Source organism: Ensifer sp. SL37, assembly GCF_026672675.1.
GTDB lineage: Bacteria > Pseudomonadota > Alphaproteobacteria > Rhizobiales > Rhizobiaceae > Ensifer > Ensifer adhaerens.
The window spans coordinates 1534211-1549772 of the sequence record NZ_JAPPRN010000006.1; the positions used below are offsets into that span (position 1 = coordinate 1534211).

At 62.6% G+C, this 15562-nt stretch carries 13 protein-coding genes; 7 read left to right on the plus strand and 6 right to left on the minus strand.

Annotated features, from left to right (window positions below):
- The first annotated feature begins 247 nt into the window (after positions 1 to 247).
- Both pdxY and OVA00_RS19580 read left to right on the plus strand, forming a co-directional pair.
- Positions 248 to 1129 carry a pyridoxal kinase PdxY gene (gene pdxY, locus OVA00_RS19575; RefSeq protein ID WP_060609297.1) on the plus strand — a complete coding sequence of 294 codons (882 nt, stop codon included), beginning with the start codon at positions 248 to 250 and terminating at the stop codon, positions 1127 to 1129.
- Between the two features lie 129 nt (positions 1130 to 1258).
- A complete protein-coding gene (locus tag OVA00_RS19580; RefSeq protein WP_034800167.1) occupies positions 1259 to 1912 on the plus strand; it encodes a carbonic anhydrase in 654 nt (217 codons plus the stop codon).
- A gap of 77 nt (positions 1913 to 1989) precedes the next feature.
- Here the strand turns inward: OVA00_RS19580 and OVA00_RS19585 are convergent, their stop codons facing one another.
- From OVA00_RS19585 to OVA00_RS19595, 3 genes are all read right to left on the minus strand, one after another.
- Positions 1990 to 2811 (minus strand): lytic murein transglycosylase, encoded by an 822-nt coding sequence (locus tag OVA00_RS19585; protein ID WP_034800180.1) that lies wholly within the window; start codon positions 2809 to 2811, stop codon positions 1990 to 1992.
- Positions 2812 to 3004: 193 nt separating this feature from the next.
- Positions 3005 to 4039, minus strand: coding sequence for an aspartate-semialdehyde dehydrogenase (locus OVA00_RS19590; RefSeq protein WP_268089488.1), 1035 nt, complete (start codon positions 4037 to 4039; stop codon positions 3005 to 3007).
- 113 nt (positions 4040 to 4152) lie between these two features.
- Entirely contained in the window at positions 4153 to 4347 is a 195-nt protein-coding gene (locus tag OVA00_RS19595) for a hypothetical protein (protein ID WP_268089489.1), read from the minus strand.
- Positions 4348 to 4524: 177 nt separating this feature from the next.
- Between OVA00_RS19595 and OVA00_RS19600 the strand changes: the two genes are divergently transcribed.
- Positions 4525 to 6414 (plus strand): MFS transporter, encoded by a 1890-nt coding sequence (locus tag OVA00_RS19600; protein ID WP_034800173.1) that lies wholly within the window; start codon positions 4525 to 4527, stop codon positions 6412 to 6414.
- Positions 6415 to 6515: 101 nt separating this feature from the next.
- Here the strand turns inward: OVA00_RS19600 and OVA00_RS19605 are convergent, their stop codons facing one another.
- Together OVA00_RS19605 and leuB are read right to left on the minus strand one after the other, a co-directional pair.
- Entirely contained in the window at positions 6516 to 7205 is a 690-nt protein-coding gene (locus tag OVA00_RS19605; protein ID WP_060521505.1) for a phosphatase PAP2 family protein, read from the minus strand.
- Between the two features lie 230 nt (positions 7206 to 7435).
- Positions 7436 to 8548 carry a 3-isopropylmalate dehydrogenase gene (gene leuB, locus OVA00_RS19610; RefSeq protein WP_268089490.1) on the minus strand — a complete coding sequence of 371 codons (1113 nt, stop codon included), beginning with the start codon at positions 8546 to 8548 and terminating at the stop codon, positions 7436 to 7438.
- Positions 8549 to 8744: 196 nt separating this feature from the next.
- Here leuB and OVA00_RS19615 point away from each other — a divergent pair, with 196 nt between their 5' ends.
- From OVA00_RS19615 to OVA00_RS19625, 3 genes are all read left to right on the plus strand, one after another.
- Positions 8745 to 8876, plus strand: a complete 132-nt coding sequence (locus OVA00_RS19615; RefSeq protein ID WP_268089491.1) for a hypothetical protein — start codon at positions 8745 to 8747, stop codon at positions 8874 to 8876.
- A 47-nt stretch (positions 8877 to 8923) separates the two neighbouring features.
- Positions 8924 to 9565, plus strand: a complete 642-nt coding sequence (locus tag OVA00_RS19620) for a LysE family translocator (RefSeq protein ID WP_268089492.1) — start codon at positions 8924 to 8926, stop codon at positions 9563 to 9565.
- A 105-nt stretch (positions 9566 to 9670) separates the two neighbouring features.
- Entirely contained in the window at positions 9671 to 11734 is a 2064-nt protein-coding gene (locus OVA00_RS19625) for a M3 family metallopeptidase (protein WP_268089493.1), read from the plus strand.
- Positions 11735 to 11751: 17 nt separating this feature from the next.
- Here OVA00_RS19625 and OVA00_RS19630 read toward each other — a convergent pair whose 3' ends face one another.
- Positions 11752 to 13227, minus strand: coding sequence for a glycosyl transferase family protein (locus OVA00_RS19630; RefSeq protein WP_268089494.1), 1476 nt, complete (start codon positions 13225 to 13227; stop codon positions 11752 to 11754).
- Between the two features lie 165 nt (positions 13228 to 13392).
- Here OVA00_RS19630 and OVA00_RS19635 point away from each other — a divergent pair, with 165 nt between their 5' ends.
- Complete coding sequence (locus OVA00_RS19635; protein ID WP_268089495.1) at positions 13393 to 15540, plus strand: TonB-dependent receptor domain-containing protein; 2148 nt, start codon at positions 13393 to 13395, stop codon at positions 15538 to 15540.
- Positions 15541 to 15562: the final 22 nt, after the last annotated feature.

A 15562-nucleotide genomic window follows, 5' to 3' on the forward strand; every position in this document is an offset into this window, starting at 1 on the left:
AACCATGGCTAATGGCGACCGCTTTTTACGCTGATTTCGGCAAAATCGAGCCCAAAATCGGAGAATTTCACGTGAAAACAGCTTAAATCCATTTAAATCGAAGGTAATTTCGCGAAAATTGCTCGAAAATCGAAGAAAAAGCACGAAAACGCCAGAGGCTTCTCCGGAGCCTATCTGCCATCGGCTGTTGACAGGGGGGTGACAGTCGGGTGAACAGAGTTTCGAGATCGTAGGATTGGACTGGTCGATGCCCGAAATGCCTTCCCTGCCCGGCGCCGTCATCGTCATCTCGAGCCATGTCGTGCGCGGCAAGGTGGGCAACAGGGCCGTGGTCTTCGCGCTTGAAACTCTGGGGCATCCAGTCTGGGCCCTGCCGACCGTCATCCTCCCCTGGCATCCGGGCCACGGTCGCTCGACGCGGGTCACCATTTCCGATCAGGATTTCGGGTCGGTGATCGATGACCTCATGGCAGCACCCTGGGCCGGAGAGGTGCGTGCCGTGCTTTCGGGCTACCTCGGCTCGGCCGGACAGGCCGAAAGCGTGGCCCGGCTGGTGACGGCGCTGAAGGAGCGCAATCCCAAACTGATCTACGCCTGCGACCCCGTGATCGGCGATGCTGGCGGTCTCTATGTGCCGGAAACCACGGCGGTTGCCATTCGCGACCGGTTGCTGCCGCTTGCAAATCTCGCGACCCCGAACCGTTACGAGCTTGCCTGGCTTGCCGGGGCGACGTTGGAGACGAACACGGCGATCCTTGACGCAGCGCTCGGTCTCGGTCCGGCCCGCGTTTTGGTGACGTCTGCCGTGCCGATGATGAGCGGCGGGACCGGTAATCTCTTTCTCTCGGGCAACCACGCCCTGCTTGCCGAACATCGTTTGGTCGAAAACCCGCCGAATGGTACGGGCGACCTGTTGGCGGCGGTGTTTCTCGCCCGGATCCTTGAAGGACTGTCAGAGGAACGCGCCTTGCAGATGGCGACTGCGAGCGTATTTGAGATCATCGCGCGGAGCGTCAAGCGCGGCGCTGATGAATTGACCATCGAGCAGGACGCGTCGAGCCTATCGACGCCAATGGCGATGGTGCAGATGCGCCGACTGGTTCATCCGAATCAGATGCGGCGCAAGTGAAGAAGCTGTTCACGGACCGCCACCCCTATGGCATCGTGGATTGAATTTTAGATCGCGATCATTTTCATGACGGAGGCGCAGGTGGGCGAAAGCCGGCCATGCCGCCTTGAAGCACGAGCGGAGCAATCGATGGACAAGCAGCAGCAGCGTTTTCCGGACTATCTTCTGAACGGCTACCACAACTTCATGAACGGTCGCTTCAGCGAGCAGCAGAAACGCTACAAGGCGCTGGCGGAAACCGGTCAAAAGCCGAAGACGATGGTGATTGCCTGTTGCGACTCGCGTGCTGCGCCGGAAACGATCTTCGACAGCGGCCCGGGCGAACTCTTCGTCGTGCGCAACGTCGCCAATCTCATGCCGCCCTACGAGCCGGATGGTCACTACCACTCCACTTCGGCAGCCCTCGAGTTCGCCGTGCAGTCACTGCGCGTCAGCGACATCGTCGTCATGGGCCATGGCCGCTGCGGTGGTATCAAAGCGGCACTCGATCCCGATGCGGAGCCTCTGTCACCGGGCGATTTCATCGGTCGCTGGATGCATCTGCTGAGGCCTGCGGCTGAACAAATCCAGAGCAACGACGTGATGACGCAGGCGGAGCGCCAGCGTGCGCTCGAGCGGGTTTCGATCCGCAACTCGCTTGCCAATCTGCGCACTTTCCCGTGCGTCCAGATCCTCGAGGCCAAGGGCAAGCTCCACCTGCACGGCGCCTGGTTCGACATCTCGACCGGCGAACTTTGGGTGATGGACCCGGTGACGGGCGATTTTTCCCGCCCGGGAATGTAAGCGGTCAGCAAAAAGGCCCGGCTCTTTCGAACCGGGCCCTTTGTCTGGTTGGTTATGCGTTCCGAAGGACGAAAATCCTAGAGACCGTCGATCTCGGCGCCGATGATGGCGATCGCCTGCTGGTAGACGCTTGCGGCGTTCCAGCCCTGGATCGCAGCGAAGTTCGCCTGGCCCTGCTGATAGCCGGCGCCCGGCTGCCAGCCATGGCCGCGCAGGAAATTGGCGGTGGATGCCAGCGCGTCGGCCTTGGAGCGAACCATGTCGACATGGCCGTTGCCATCGCCATCGACGCCGTATTTCAGGACGTTGGCGGGCAGGAACTGGGTCTGGCCGATTTCGCCGTGGGCGGCGCCACGCGCATCCGGGCTCAGATCGCCGCGCTGCACGAGCTGCAGGGCAGCATAGAGCTGGTTGGTGAAGTAGTCCGAGCGACGGCAGTCATAGGCCAGCGTCGAAACGGCCGAGAGCGTGTGCTCCTTGCCCATGAAACCGCCGAAGCCGGTTTCCATGCCCCAGATGGCAATCAGCGGGCCAGCCGGCACGCCGTAGCGCCGCTCGATGCTGGTAAAGAGTGCGGCGTTCTGCTGCTTCATCTTCTTGCCGCGGGAAATGATCACCTGGCCGCCGCGCTTCTGCATGAACTGCTCGAGCGACAGCTTGAAGCTCTTCTGGCCGCGGTCGGCGCGGATCGTCGCCTTGTTGTAGGAGACGCCGGAGAGTGCACGGTCGAGCACCTGCGGGCTGATGCCGTTGCCGGAGGCCTGCTGCTTGAAGTTCTGCACCCAGGCCTCAAAGCCGCTTCCATCATTGCCGCATTGGGCGGCCGATGCCACCGCCGGAAAAACTGCAGTCGAAATCAGGGCGGCAAGCCCCACTGCTGCGCACTTCGCCCTGTGCATGAAATACCCCGTCATAGCCCGAATCTCGTTGCTCTTAAAAATGCCAGCCTTCGCCGGCCGTGTCACCTACCGCAAGCGGCAGGTAACTTTATCGTGGTTTCACGTGAATCCGGGAAGGATCGGCCCCTCGTGAAACAGGAAACCCGCCAGGCTCGAAAGAGCCTGGCGGGAGTGAGTGGTTCTAATGCCGTTTTCAGGCAGCGTGCTTGCGCGGCTTGATGAGGCCACGATTGACCAGCAGCTCGGCAATCTGGATCGCGTTCAGAGCGGCACCCTTGCGCAGGTTGTCGGAAACGACCCACAGGTTGAGGCCGTTCTCGACGGTTGCGTCTTCGCGGATGCGCGAGATGTAGGTCGCATCTTCGCCGGCGCACTCGTAAGGCGTGACGTAGCCGCCGTTCTCGTGCTTGTCGACGACGAGGCAACCCGGCGCTTCGCGCAGGATGTCGCGCGCTTCGTCAGCGGTGATCTCGTTTTCGAACTCGATGTTCACCGATTCGGAATGGCCGATGAAGACGGGAACGCGCACGGCGGTGCAGGTCACCTTGATCTTCGGGTCGAGCATCTTCTTGGTCTCGGCGAGAACCTTCCACTCTTCCTTCGTGTAGCCGTCTTCCATGAACACGTCGATGTGCGGAATGACGTTGAAGGCGATGCGCTTGGTGAACTTCTTCGATTCGATGGGGTCGGCGACGAACACCGCGCGGGTCTGGTTGAAGAGTTCGTCCATGCCGTCCTTGCCGGCGCCGGAAACCGACTGGTAGGTCGAGACGACGACGCGCTTGATCTTGGCGTGGTCGTGCAGCGGCTTCAGCGCGACGACGAGCTGGGCGGTCGAGCAATTCGGGTTGGCGATGATGTTCTTCTTGGTGAACTGCGCGATCGCGTCCGGGTTCACTTCCGGAACGATCAGCGGCACTTCGGCGTCGTAGCGCCAGGCCGAGGAGTTGTCGATGACGACGCAGCCCTGCTGGCCGATCTTCGGCGAATACTTCAGCGATACGGCGCCGCCAGCCGACATCAGGCAGATATCGGTGTCGGAGAAGTCGTAGTTTTCGAGGTTCTTGACCTTGAGGGTCTTGTCGCCGAAGGAAACTTCGGTGCCCTGGGAGCGGGCGGAAGCGAGGGCGACCACTTCATCCGCGGGAAAGCCGCGTTCGGAAAGGATGTTCAGCATCTCCCGGCCGACATTGCCGGTGGCGCCTGCGACTGCAATCTTGAAACCCATGATCTAAGCTCTCTTTTCTGTCTCTCCTCGTCGGGTGAGGGGGAAACCGCGCGACCTGCCGCGAGGGTTCCTGTCCCCGGCCAAACCGGGGAGAGAGCGGAGGGCCAGAGACGTCAGACGGTTTTCGTCGTCGTTTTGGCCGTTGTTTTGCAAGCGAACGAAAAATCGACATCCTGCCCCGCGGCAAGAGCCGGCAGGATCAAAGCAGCGATGGCTGGACCGATCGGTCGCATGGTGGTGATTTCCTCGTTCGTCGCTGCTCTTACGCGGTTTTGGGCAAGAGTCAAGACATTGCCGCGCGCCGGCACGCCCCCGCCCTGCCCGCGATCGATCGCCGCATTAGACGAAAGTCATAAGCCGAAAGCATCTCTGCCTGTGATGACACTTTTCTGACATCCTCATTTCAGGCGCACCACGTCCGGACGTTCGAGGGAGGAATGCTGGACCAGCCAATGGGCGCTCCTTTGGAGTGGAGGATTATCAAAATGGCAAATGTCGCGACAGCGGACGACGCAAAAACGCGTCCGATGACCGGCGAGGAGAAGAAGGTCATCTTCGCCTCGTCGCTCGGTACCGTCTTCGAATGGTACGATTTCTATCTCTACGGTTCGCTCGCCGTCTACATCGGCGCGACCTTCTTCAGTTCCTACCCGGAAACGACGCGTAACATCTTCGCGCTTCTGGCCTTTGCCGCGGGCTTCCTGGTTCGCCCGTTCGGCGCGCTCGTCTTCGGTCGCCTGGGTGACCTCGTTGGCCGCAAATATACCTTCCTCGTGACGATCCTGATCATGGGTCTGTCGACCTTCCTGGTCGGCATCCTGCCCGGCGCTGCCTCGATCGGCATTGCCGCGCCGATCCTGCTCATCGTGCTGCGCATGCTGCAGGGCCTGGCGCTCGGCGGCGAATATGGCGGTGCGGCAACCTACGTGGCCGAACACGCGCCGCATGGGCGTCGCGGCTACTTCACGTCCTGGATCCAGACCACGGCGACGCTCGGTCTGTTCCTGTCGCTGGTGGTGATCCTGCTCGTGCAGTTCGCGCTCGGCAAGGAAGCCTTCGCCGCCTGGGGCTGGCGCATTCCGTTCCTGCTGTCCTGCGTGCTTCTCGGCATTTCCGTCTGGATCCGTCTGAAGATGAACGAATCCCCGGCCTTCAAGAAGATGAAGGAAGAGGGCAAGGGCTCCAAGGCGCCGCTTCGGGAAGCCTTCGGCCAGTGGAAGAACGCCAAGATCGCGCTTCTGGCGCTGTTCGGTGCCGTCGTCGGACAAGCCGTGGTCTGGTACTCCGGTCAGTTCTACGCGCTGTTCTTCCTGACCGGCGTCCTGAAAGTAGACGGTCAGTCGGCCAACATCATGGTCGCCGCCTCGCTTTTGATTGGCACGGGCTTCTTCGTGCTCTTCGGTTGGCTCTCCGACAAGATCGGCCGCAAGCCGATCATCATGGCCGGTTTGCTGCTTGCGATGCTCACCTACTTCCCGCTGTTCAAGGCGCTGACCTGGGCCGGTAACCCTGCACTCGCTGAAGCCCAGGCAACCGTTCGCGCAACGGTGACCGCGGCTCCCGGCGACTGCAAATTCCAGTTCAACCCGACGGGCACGGCGAAGTTCACCACCTCGTGCGACATCGCAACTGCGTTCCTCACCAAGAACTCCGTTCCCTACGACGTCGTCACGACGGCAGCAGCGGGCACGGCCGCGACGGTCAAGGTCGGCGACACCACGATCAACAGCTACGACGCAGTCGCTGCTGGCGATGGTGCCAAGGCCGCAAACGCCGCCTTCGAAAAGCAGACCAACATGGCGCTCCACAATGCCGGCTACCCGCTGGTTCGTGGCGCGGCAAAGGTTCCGGACGCCAAGCTTGACGGTTTTGTCACCGCCAACCCGGAACTGTCGCTTGACGCAGCCGCTGTCCGCGGCGGCGAAAAGACCATGGTTCCGGCCGAAAAGCTCATCGCCGACAAGCTGCTGACCAAGGATGAAGTGGGCGCTGCCACCGAAATGGCCGTCTACACGATCGCCGGCGGCGGCACCTACGCGATGGTCGCGGATCCTGCCAACGTCAACTGGACGACAATCATCGCGGTGCTCACCGTGCTCGTCATCTACGTGACGATGGTCTACGGCCCGATCGCAGCCCTGCTGGTCGAACTTTTCCCGACCCGCATCCGCTACACCGGCATGTCGCTGCCCTACCACATCGGCAACGGCTGGTTCGGCGGTCTGCTTCCGGCAACGGCCTTCGCGATGAGTGCTGCCCAGGGCGATATCTACTACGGCCTCTGGTACCCGATCGTCTTTGCAGGGATCACGCTGGTCATCGGCCTCCTGTTCCTGCCGGAAACGAAGGATCGCGACATCCACGCGATGGATTAAGCCCGGCGCTCCCGGAGAGAACAAATCCCGGGAGCACCTCAAATCTTCCCCGAGCTATTATGGCTCTCCTGACTCCGGCGCGGTCTTCCGCGCCGGCTTTTTTATTGGGTCGGCTCGCTGCGTCCGGCAAGCGGCCAACCGCCCGGGCCGAGGCGAAACAGGCGACCGTATTTGGCGAAGACAAACGCCATCATCACCGATGTCCAAAGGCCGAGCAGCAGCCCGGCGGCGACGTCGCTTGGATAGTGTGCGCCAACGATGACGCGGGAAACACCGATCGTCAGCGCCAGGACCAGAAAGAGTGGCCTCAGTCTCGGCAGCAGCATGGCGAAGACGCCGAAAAACGCACCGGCCGCAGTCGAGTGCCCGGACGGAAAGCTCTCATAGAGATCACTGGCGGCGAACGGCGTCAGGCTGTAGGCGCCGAGCTCGGCAAAGAGTTCCGGTCGTGCCCGGCCGATCAGGAGCTTCAGCGTATGCACCAACGCGCTGGCGGTGCCGATCGTCAAAAGGAAATAGGCGGCGAGGTCGCGGGCAGTGCGCGCCTTGTTTTGAAGCGCCCCCTGGCTTGCCGCCCGGCGCAGCACGAAGGCCCCCGCAAGCAGGATACCGGAAAGATAGATCATCCAGCCAAAGGTACCGAAATCGGTGATCCTTTCATTGAAGGTGACGATGTTGTCCGGCAGGCCTTGCGCGCGCTGCGACAGGAAGGGATCGAGCGGGATGAGCGCGAACACGAGGATGGCTGTTGTCAGCACGATCCATCCGGTGGCCGCAAGTGGTCGGTTCATGGTTCTCCCATCCTGCCACCCAGTCGCGCGGCAATTGTCTGTTCCTGTCGGGGCACGATGCAGGGCGCTTCCCGCGCCAGACGGCCCCGGTCCGTCTTTTCCCGATGTGTCGGTTCTTTTGGCAAATTCAAGGCCGTGAAATGCAAAACACCTCCGGATGCGCTCCGGAGGTGTTGGTTTTCGTAGGCCTGTTGGCGTCAGCGTGACGCCGATCCGGGATCGGTTGTCGCTTACGCCGACAGCGCCTTGAACTCGGCAAGGATGGCTTCGCCCATTTCGACGGTTCCGACCTTCCGTGCGCCTTCGGCCATGATGTCGCCGGTGCGGATGCCCTGGTCGAGCACGGTGGCGATCGCCTTCTCCAGATTGTCGGCTTCCGTCACCAGGTTGAAGGAATAGCGCAGGCACATGGCGAAGGAGGCGATCATCGCGATCGGGTTGGCAATGCCCTGGCCGGCAATGTCGGGTGCCGAGCCATGCACCGGCTCATAGAGCGCCTTGCGCTTGCCGCTGACCGCATCCGGTGCGCCGAGCGAGGCCGACGGCAGCATGCCGAGCGAACCGGTGAGCATGGCGGCCACGTCCGACAGCATGTCGCCGAACAGGTTGTCGGTGACGATGACGTCGAACTGCTTGGGCTGGCGCACCAGCTGCATGCCGCCGGCGTCCGCCAGCATGTGCTCGAGCTGGACGTCGGAATACTTCGCCTTGTGCGTCTCGGTCACCACCTGGTTCCACAGCACGCCCGACTTCATGACGTTGCGCTTTTCCATCGAGCAGACGCGGTTGTTGCGGGTGCGGGCCAGCTCGAAGGCGACGCCGGCGATGCGCTCGATCTCGTAGGTGTCATAGACCTGGGTGTCGATGCCACGCTTCTGGCCGTTGCCGAGATCGACGATCTCCTTCGGCTCGCCGAAATAGACGCCACCGGTCAATTCGCGCACGATCAGGATGTCTAGGCCTTCGACCAGTTCCGGTTTGAGCGACGAGGCGGCGGAAAGCGCCGGGTAGCAGATCGCCGGGCGCAGGTTGGCGAAGAGCTCGAGATCCTTGCGCAGGCGCAGCAGACCGGCTTCCGGGCGAACCTCGTAGGGCACCGCATCCCACTTCGGACCGCCGACGGCGCCGAACAGCACCGCATCGGCGGCAAGCGCCTTTGCCATGTCCTCTTCCGAGATCGCCTGACCGTGGGCGTCATAGGCCGAACCGCCAACCAGGCCCTCGTCCGTCACGAAGCCGGCACCAAGCTCGGCATTCATGTAGGCGATGATTTTGCGGACTTCCGCCATGGCTTCCGGGCCGATGCCGTCGCCGGGCAGAAGGAAGAGGTTGCGCACAGTCATGGATAGTCCTTCTCGCGGGGGAAAACTCGGCCGCGTTCTAGCGCAACTTCGTATCGAGGGAAATCGGCGAAACGAAAGATTTGTGCGCGCCCGCGAGCGGAACGTTCCCTACGGAACAGCTGATCGGTCGGGGCACTGCGATCATGGCCCAGAAGCCGCGTACCTGCCTGGCCGTCGATCCCTCGAGGAGAAAAACATGCGCAATTTTGTTCACGCCGTCGCCGCCCATATCCGCGCCACGACCAAGAACCTGACCTTTACTGGCCGGCCTTCCGGCAAGCGCTCACCCGCGTCGTCCTATAGTTGGCTTAGCTTTCCTCTTGACTGAAACGGTGCCTCCGGATCGAATGCGGGTAACACAACTGGGAACCCGCCATGTCCGAGACGCTGCTGATTGGAGCCTTTCTCGCCGCCCTCTCCTACGTCCTTATTCCCGGACCGGCGTTTCTGGCGCTGCTCGGCATCGGCGCCGGCCAGGGGCGCAAGGCAGGCGCCTTGTTCATGGGCGGACACCTTGCCGGTGACGTTATCTGGTCGACCCTGGCGCTGGTCGCAATCGTCGGCGCGCGCTCCGTCGGCACGACGATTTTCGATATCCTCGGTCTCTTCTGCGGCGCCTATCTCGGCTGGATCGGCTGGACGGCATTGCGCGCACGCCCCGCCGGCGAGAACCGCGCGTTCGTGACAGTCGAGCGTCCTTTGAGGCGCGGACTGATTTTCGGACTCACCAATCCCAAGGGCTATCCGGTAGCGCTCGCAACCTTCACGGCGCTGCTTGCCAGCTCGGCCAACGCGCTCGAGTTCGATGCGCTGCCGGCGCTGCTCGGCGTCTCGCTGATCGGATTTCTCGTGGCCGATCTGATCCTGATCGTCATCATCGGCACCTCCGTCGTGCGGCGTTTCTACCGACGCCACGAACTCGCGATCGTCCGGCTCTCCGGTCTCCTGTTCATCGGCTTTGCCGTTCAGGCGGTCTGGCACGCTGCCCCCGGGCTTCTCGGTTTGCGCAGGCCTTGACGGCAAGCCCCCTCACGACCACCTCCATTGCCTCCGCGTCCTGATGTCATAGATCAGCGACGCCCTCCCCGGCCCCGCGTCGGACCGCATGCGAAAGGATTTCTGATGACCACCAGCACCCCGCTCAATCCCGCGCTCACCGCATGGACCGGCCACGAAGGCCTGCCGCGTTTCGACCTGGTGAAGGACGAGGATTTTGCTCCGGCGTTCGACGCGGCTTTCAGGGAACATGAGGCGGAGATCGACGCGATTGCCGAAAACCCGGCGGCGCCGACCTTCGAAAACACGATCATTGCGCTGGAGATCGCCGGTGACGGACTGTCGCGCGTATCCTCGATCTTCTGGAACAAGGCCGGCGCCGACACCAACGAGACGATCCAGGCGCTGGAGCGCGATATCGCGCCGAAGATGTCCCGGCACTATTCGAAAATCGGCATGAATGCGGCGCTGTTCAAGCGCATCGACACGCTGTGGGAAGGGCGCGCAGGGCTTGGCCTCGATCTTGAAGCGACGCGCGTACTCGAGCGCCACTGGAAGGGTTTCGTAAAATCCGGCGCCAAGCTCGCAAAGCCGGAGCAGGAGCGGCTGGCAGCGATCAACGAGAAACTCGCCGGTCTCGGCGCCAGGTTCGGGCAGAACGTGCTCGCCGATGAGAAGAGCTGGGTTCTGTTCCTGGAGAGCGAGGAACAGCTCGCCGGCCTGCCGGACTTCCTGCGCGACGCCATGGCGGCGGTCGCCGAAGACCGCGGCCAGAAAGGCAAGTATGCGGTCACCCTGTCGCGCTCGATCATCGAACCGTTCCTGACCTTCTCCGACAATCGCGAGCTTCGCGAGCAGGCCTTCCGCGCCTGGATCGCGCGCGGTGAAAATGGCGGCGACACCGACAATCGCGGGCTGATCGCCGAGATGCTGGCGCTGCGGGCCGAAAAGGCGAAGCTGCTCGGCTATGACAACTTCGCGTCGCTGAAGCTCGACGATACCATGGCGAAGACGCCCACTGCCGTGAACGGCCTGCTGATGCAAGTCTGGGAAAAGGCGGTTGCCCGCGCCCGCGAGGAAGAGGCCGAGCTTGCCCGGCTCGTTGCCGAAGAGGGCCGCAATCACGACGTCATGCCCTGGGACTGGCGCCATTACGCCGAGAAGCTCCGCGCCGAGAAGTTCAATTTCTCCGAAGGCGAACTCAAGCCTTACCTGCAGCTCGAAAAGATCATCGAGGCCTGCTTCGATGTCGCCAAGCGTCTGTTCGGCATTACCGCGACGGAGAAGAAGGGCATTGCCGCCTACCATCCCGACGTGCGCGTCTTCGAGGTCAAGGATGCATCCGGCAAGCTGGTGGCATTGTTCCTTGGCGACTACTTCGCCCGGTCTTCGAAGCGCTCCGGTGCGTGGATGAGTTCGTTCCAGTCGCAGCACAAGCTCAAGCTGAAGAATGGCGCCGAAGGCGAGCTGCCGATCATCTACAACGTCTGCAATTTCGCCAAGCCCGCCGAGGGCAAGCCCGCGCTGCTGTCGCTCGATGATGCCCGAACGCTCTTCCACGAGTTCGGGCACGCATTGCATGGCATGCTATCCAACGTCACCTACCCTTCGGTGTCCGGCACGGGTGTGTCGCGTGACTTCGTCGAGCTGCCGTCGCAGCTTTACGAACATTGGCTGACGGTGCCGGAGATCCTGAAGCGTTATGCGGTGCACTACCAGACCGGCGAGCCGATGCCGCAGGCGCTGCTCGACAAGGTGCTGGCGGCGCGAACCTTCAACTCGGGCTTCGCAACAGTCGAGTTCACGTCGTCCGCACTGGTCGATATGGCCTATCATACGGCCGCGGTGACGGCGGAACCGATGGCGCTCGAAGCCAAGAAGCTCGATGAGATCGGCATGCCGAAATCCATCGTCATGCGCCATCGCAGCCCGCACTTCCTGCACGTCTTCTCGGGCGACGGCTACTCGGCCGGCTACTATTCCTACATGTGGTCGGAAGTGCTCGACGCCGATGCCTTCGCCGCCTTCGAGGAAACCGGCAACGCCTTCGATCCGGCCATGGCCGCCCGCCTCAAGGACAACATCTATTCGGTCGGAGGCTCGATCGATCCGGAGGATGCCTACAAGGCCTTTCGCGGCAAACTGCCGAGCCCGGATGCGATGCTCGCGAAAAAGGGCCTGGCTGCCTGAGCCACGCCGATCTCCGATCACGCCATCCGGCGTGATCGGTTGTTCCAAAGTCCCCGCACTGTCTCGCAAGCAGCCTCGAAGTCGTCGTGATTGCGCAGACTGACAAGGGCGGCAGCCGCCGTCGTAATGATGGTGGTTTCCGCGCGCTCGTCGCGGGCAGCACCAGTCCAAACCGCCTGCCAGTATTCGCGGCTGCTCAAGCCGGTGCGCGGTTCGGCCGGCGGCGCGATTTTCGCGGGAATGATGACGTCGGAAGCTTCGCCGCCGACAAGGCGGAAAAGGGGCGTCTGGCGGTAGGGCGTGAACTCAGCGTGGTCGCGGGTATTGCCGAGGATCGTCAACTCTCTCGTGCCGAGCAGCATGGCGATGTCGCGGCTGAGCGTTCGGCTCGAGGGATTGGCGACTCCGAGCAGGCTTGTCCGTCCGCCCATCGGATTGCTGAGGTGAATGGCGGCGTTTAGCGGCATGCGCATCTCCATCAGCCGATAGAGCCCCAGCAAGCGATAGACCTGCGGCGCAAAGGCCGAGAGCGGCAGATAGGCGATGCCTGCCGACCGAAGCGCTGTCTTGGCGGCCGTGATCGACGTGCAGATCGGGATGCCGGCTGCGGAAGCGGCCACCTCCAGCTTGTGCCGATCCGTACCCTCTTCACCGTAACTTCCATGCAACACGACGCGATGCCCGGCATCGACGACAAGCCGTGCCGCATGCAGGAACCAGGGCGCAGTCTTCAATTTGGGCGAGAGGTAGCAGGGCCAATCGAGGTCGGCGATGCCGTTTCCCGGTTCAATTGCGCCGATATGGCGGCGCATGGCGCGCACGAAACCGGCCACCTCCACCGCCGTCGGTCCGCGATAATGCAGCACCGTCATCAGCGCACCGATCTGCACCGGGTCCGCTTCGCCGGCAAGGATGATCGCCAGCGCGTCCTCGGCCTCCTCTTTGCTCAAGGGGCGGCTGCGGCCGGCGCCGGTGCCGACAGTCGCGATGCAGCGAGCCAATCGTCGTTCAGGGGCGGCATCGTCCCCGATTTCGGCCAGCTTTGCGGCGAACTGTTCCGGTGCCGGCTCCCCCTCAAGCAGGCGGCTTGGCCGGGCCGCCAGCGGTGGTGCGTCGGTCAGTGCCTGCCCTCCCCAGCCGGCGTGACCTGTCTGTGTGGGTGCGGACGCAGAGCCAGCGGAGCGTGCGTCAAGCAGGGCTTCGGTCTCTGCGGCAAGAGCGCGCACGCGTAGCCGCAGAGACTCGGCAAGCGGGGTCGGGCGCAGGCCATGACCTGTGCGCAGGAACAGCGGATCGGCATAGTCCTCACGCAATTGACCGAGCAAGCGGCTCATTGCCGAGGGCTGCAGACCGACGCTTGAAGCGGCACGGCTGACGCTGTTTTCGCGTAGCAGTGCGTCCAGCGCCAGGAGCAGGCGCAGCTTGCTCAGATCGGTCTGACGTTCGTTGGAGGCCGACGCGCCTCCTGTCACGCTCGCCGTTGCTTTCGCCATGGTTCCGTCCCGCCTTTCTGTCTCATCCGGCATATTCGCGGGCGCTGTTTTGCGTCGTTTCGTATTTGGAACGGTTCCAAAACAGCGTCGTTGACCGTCTCCCTCGCCAATAACTAAGTGGAGTTCATTACTCAAGATATATGCGGGGCGAAGATGATGAAGCGGATGGGGCCTGAGACCGAAACCGAGGGGCAGCGGCAAGGGGCCCGTTGGAACCGGTGCGGCTCGGCCGGATGGTCACGTCGTTTCGTCTGCGCCTGCCTCGCCGGCACGGCGCTGACGGCGCCGACGGAAGCCTTGGCACAGAAGGCCAAGGAAAAGGAGAAGGCGACCGAACTCGAGCAGATTGTGGTGACGGCGACCGGGTTCGAGCAAAACGTCAAGGATGCGCCGGCGAGCATCACGGTGATCTCGGGCGAAGACCTGCAAAAGCGGTCGTTCCGCGATCTCACCGATGCGCTTCGCGACGCGCAAGGGGTTGCGGTGACAGGTGTCGCCAACGAGCGCGACATCTTCATCCGCGGCCTGCCGGGTTCCTACACGCTGATTCTTGTCGACGGAAAGCGCCAGAGCACGCGTGACGCGCGCACCAATGGCAACTCCGGTTTCGAGCAGAGCTTCATTCCGCCGGCCGCCGCCATCGAGCGTATCGAGATAGTCCGTGGGCCGATGTCGTCGCTCTACGGTTCTGATGCCATGGGTGGGGTCATCAACATCATCACCCGCAAGGTCGCCGACAGCTGGACCGGCTCGTTCACCACCGACGGCACGATGCAGCAGCACAAGCAGTTCGGCAATTCGGGCCAAATGTCGTTCTACACCAGCGGGCCGATCCTGAAAGACACGCTCGGCGTACAGATCTGGGGCCGCGGCCTGAAGCGCAGTGAGGACAGGTTCCTTTCCGGCATCACCGGTTCGAAGGAACACGATCTGACGGCGCGGCTTTCCTATACGCCGAACGAGGATCATGACTTCTTCCTCGAAGGCGGGACCGCACGGCTTCGCCGCGATGCCAATGTCGGCAAGACGATCGAGCCCGGACCGCGCGCGGTCAGCACCTACAACGACAACGACCGCGATCACTGGTCGTTCTCCCATACGGGGCGCTGGGGACCGACGACGTCTGACTTCTCCATCCTGCAGGAATGGGCGGAGCGCCGGACCTACAACTACAGCCAGGCAGACGGTCGCTTCGTCAAGCAGCCGCGCGCGCCCGAGGTGCGCAACACCGTCATCGACGGCAAGTTCACCACCCCCTTCGATCTCGGCGGCAGCCACACGCTGGTGACTGGCGGGCAATATTTCGAGGCGCGGCTTTCCGACCAGAACCCGGGTCGACGCACGGGCTTGAACGAGACCTTCTCGGCGACGCAATGGGCGCTGTTTGCCGAAGACGAATGGCGCATGGTCGATGACTTCGCGCTGACTACGGGCCTGCGTCTCGATCATCATGAGGAATATGGCTACCACTTGAGCCCGCGCATCTACGGCGTCTGGAACGCGACCGACATGCTGACGGTAAAGGGCGGCATTTCCACCGGCTTCCGTGCGCCCGATATCCGCAGCATCGCGCCGGGTTATGCCTATACGACCGGCGGTGGCGGTTGCTCCTATGGTCCGACCGGCACCTGCGGCGTGATCATCGCCGACCCGAACCTGAAGGCCGAATCGAGCACGAGCTATGAAATCGGCGCGGTTTGGGACAATGGCGACGTCATTCTCGGCGGTACCTATTTCTATACGGATTTCCGGGACAAGATCTCCAACTCGATGGTGCTGGATTCGGCCGGCAATCCGGTGCGCTGGAGCGAGGACCCGAACTACCGCCTCTGGTACAACTACAATATCGACGACGCGATCATTCAGGGCGTCGAGCTGACCGCGACCTGGAATGCGACGCCGGATCTGACACTTCGCGCGAGCTACACCTACACGCAGTCCGAACAGAAGACCGGCACCTTTGCCGGCTTCCCGCTGGCGCGAACGCCGGAACACATGGCCAATCTCAGGGCTGATTGGTACACGCCGGTCGAAGGGCTAGAAGCTTGGGCTTCCGTCAACTATCACGGCGAAGAGATCGCCGCCGGCCCGCGCATCGGCACCAACGGCAAGCCGGTGACGATCAACGGCCAGCAGGGCCGCAAGTACGACGCCTATACGACGGTCGATATCGGCACGAAATATGATGTCGGCGAGGGCCTGACGCTGAACGCCGCGGTCTACAATCTCTTCGACAAGGAAGTCGAGCAGACCGATTTCAACACGGTCATGGAAGGCCGCCGCTTCTGGATGAGCCTAACGGCAACATTCTGATCATCCGGCCGGCCCCTGCCCG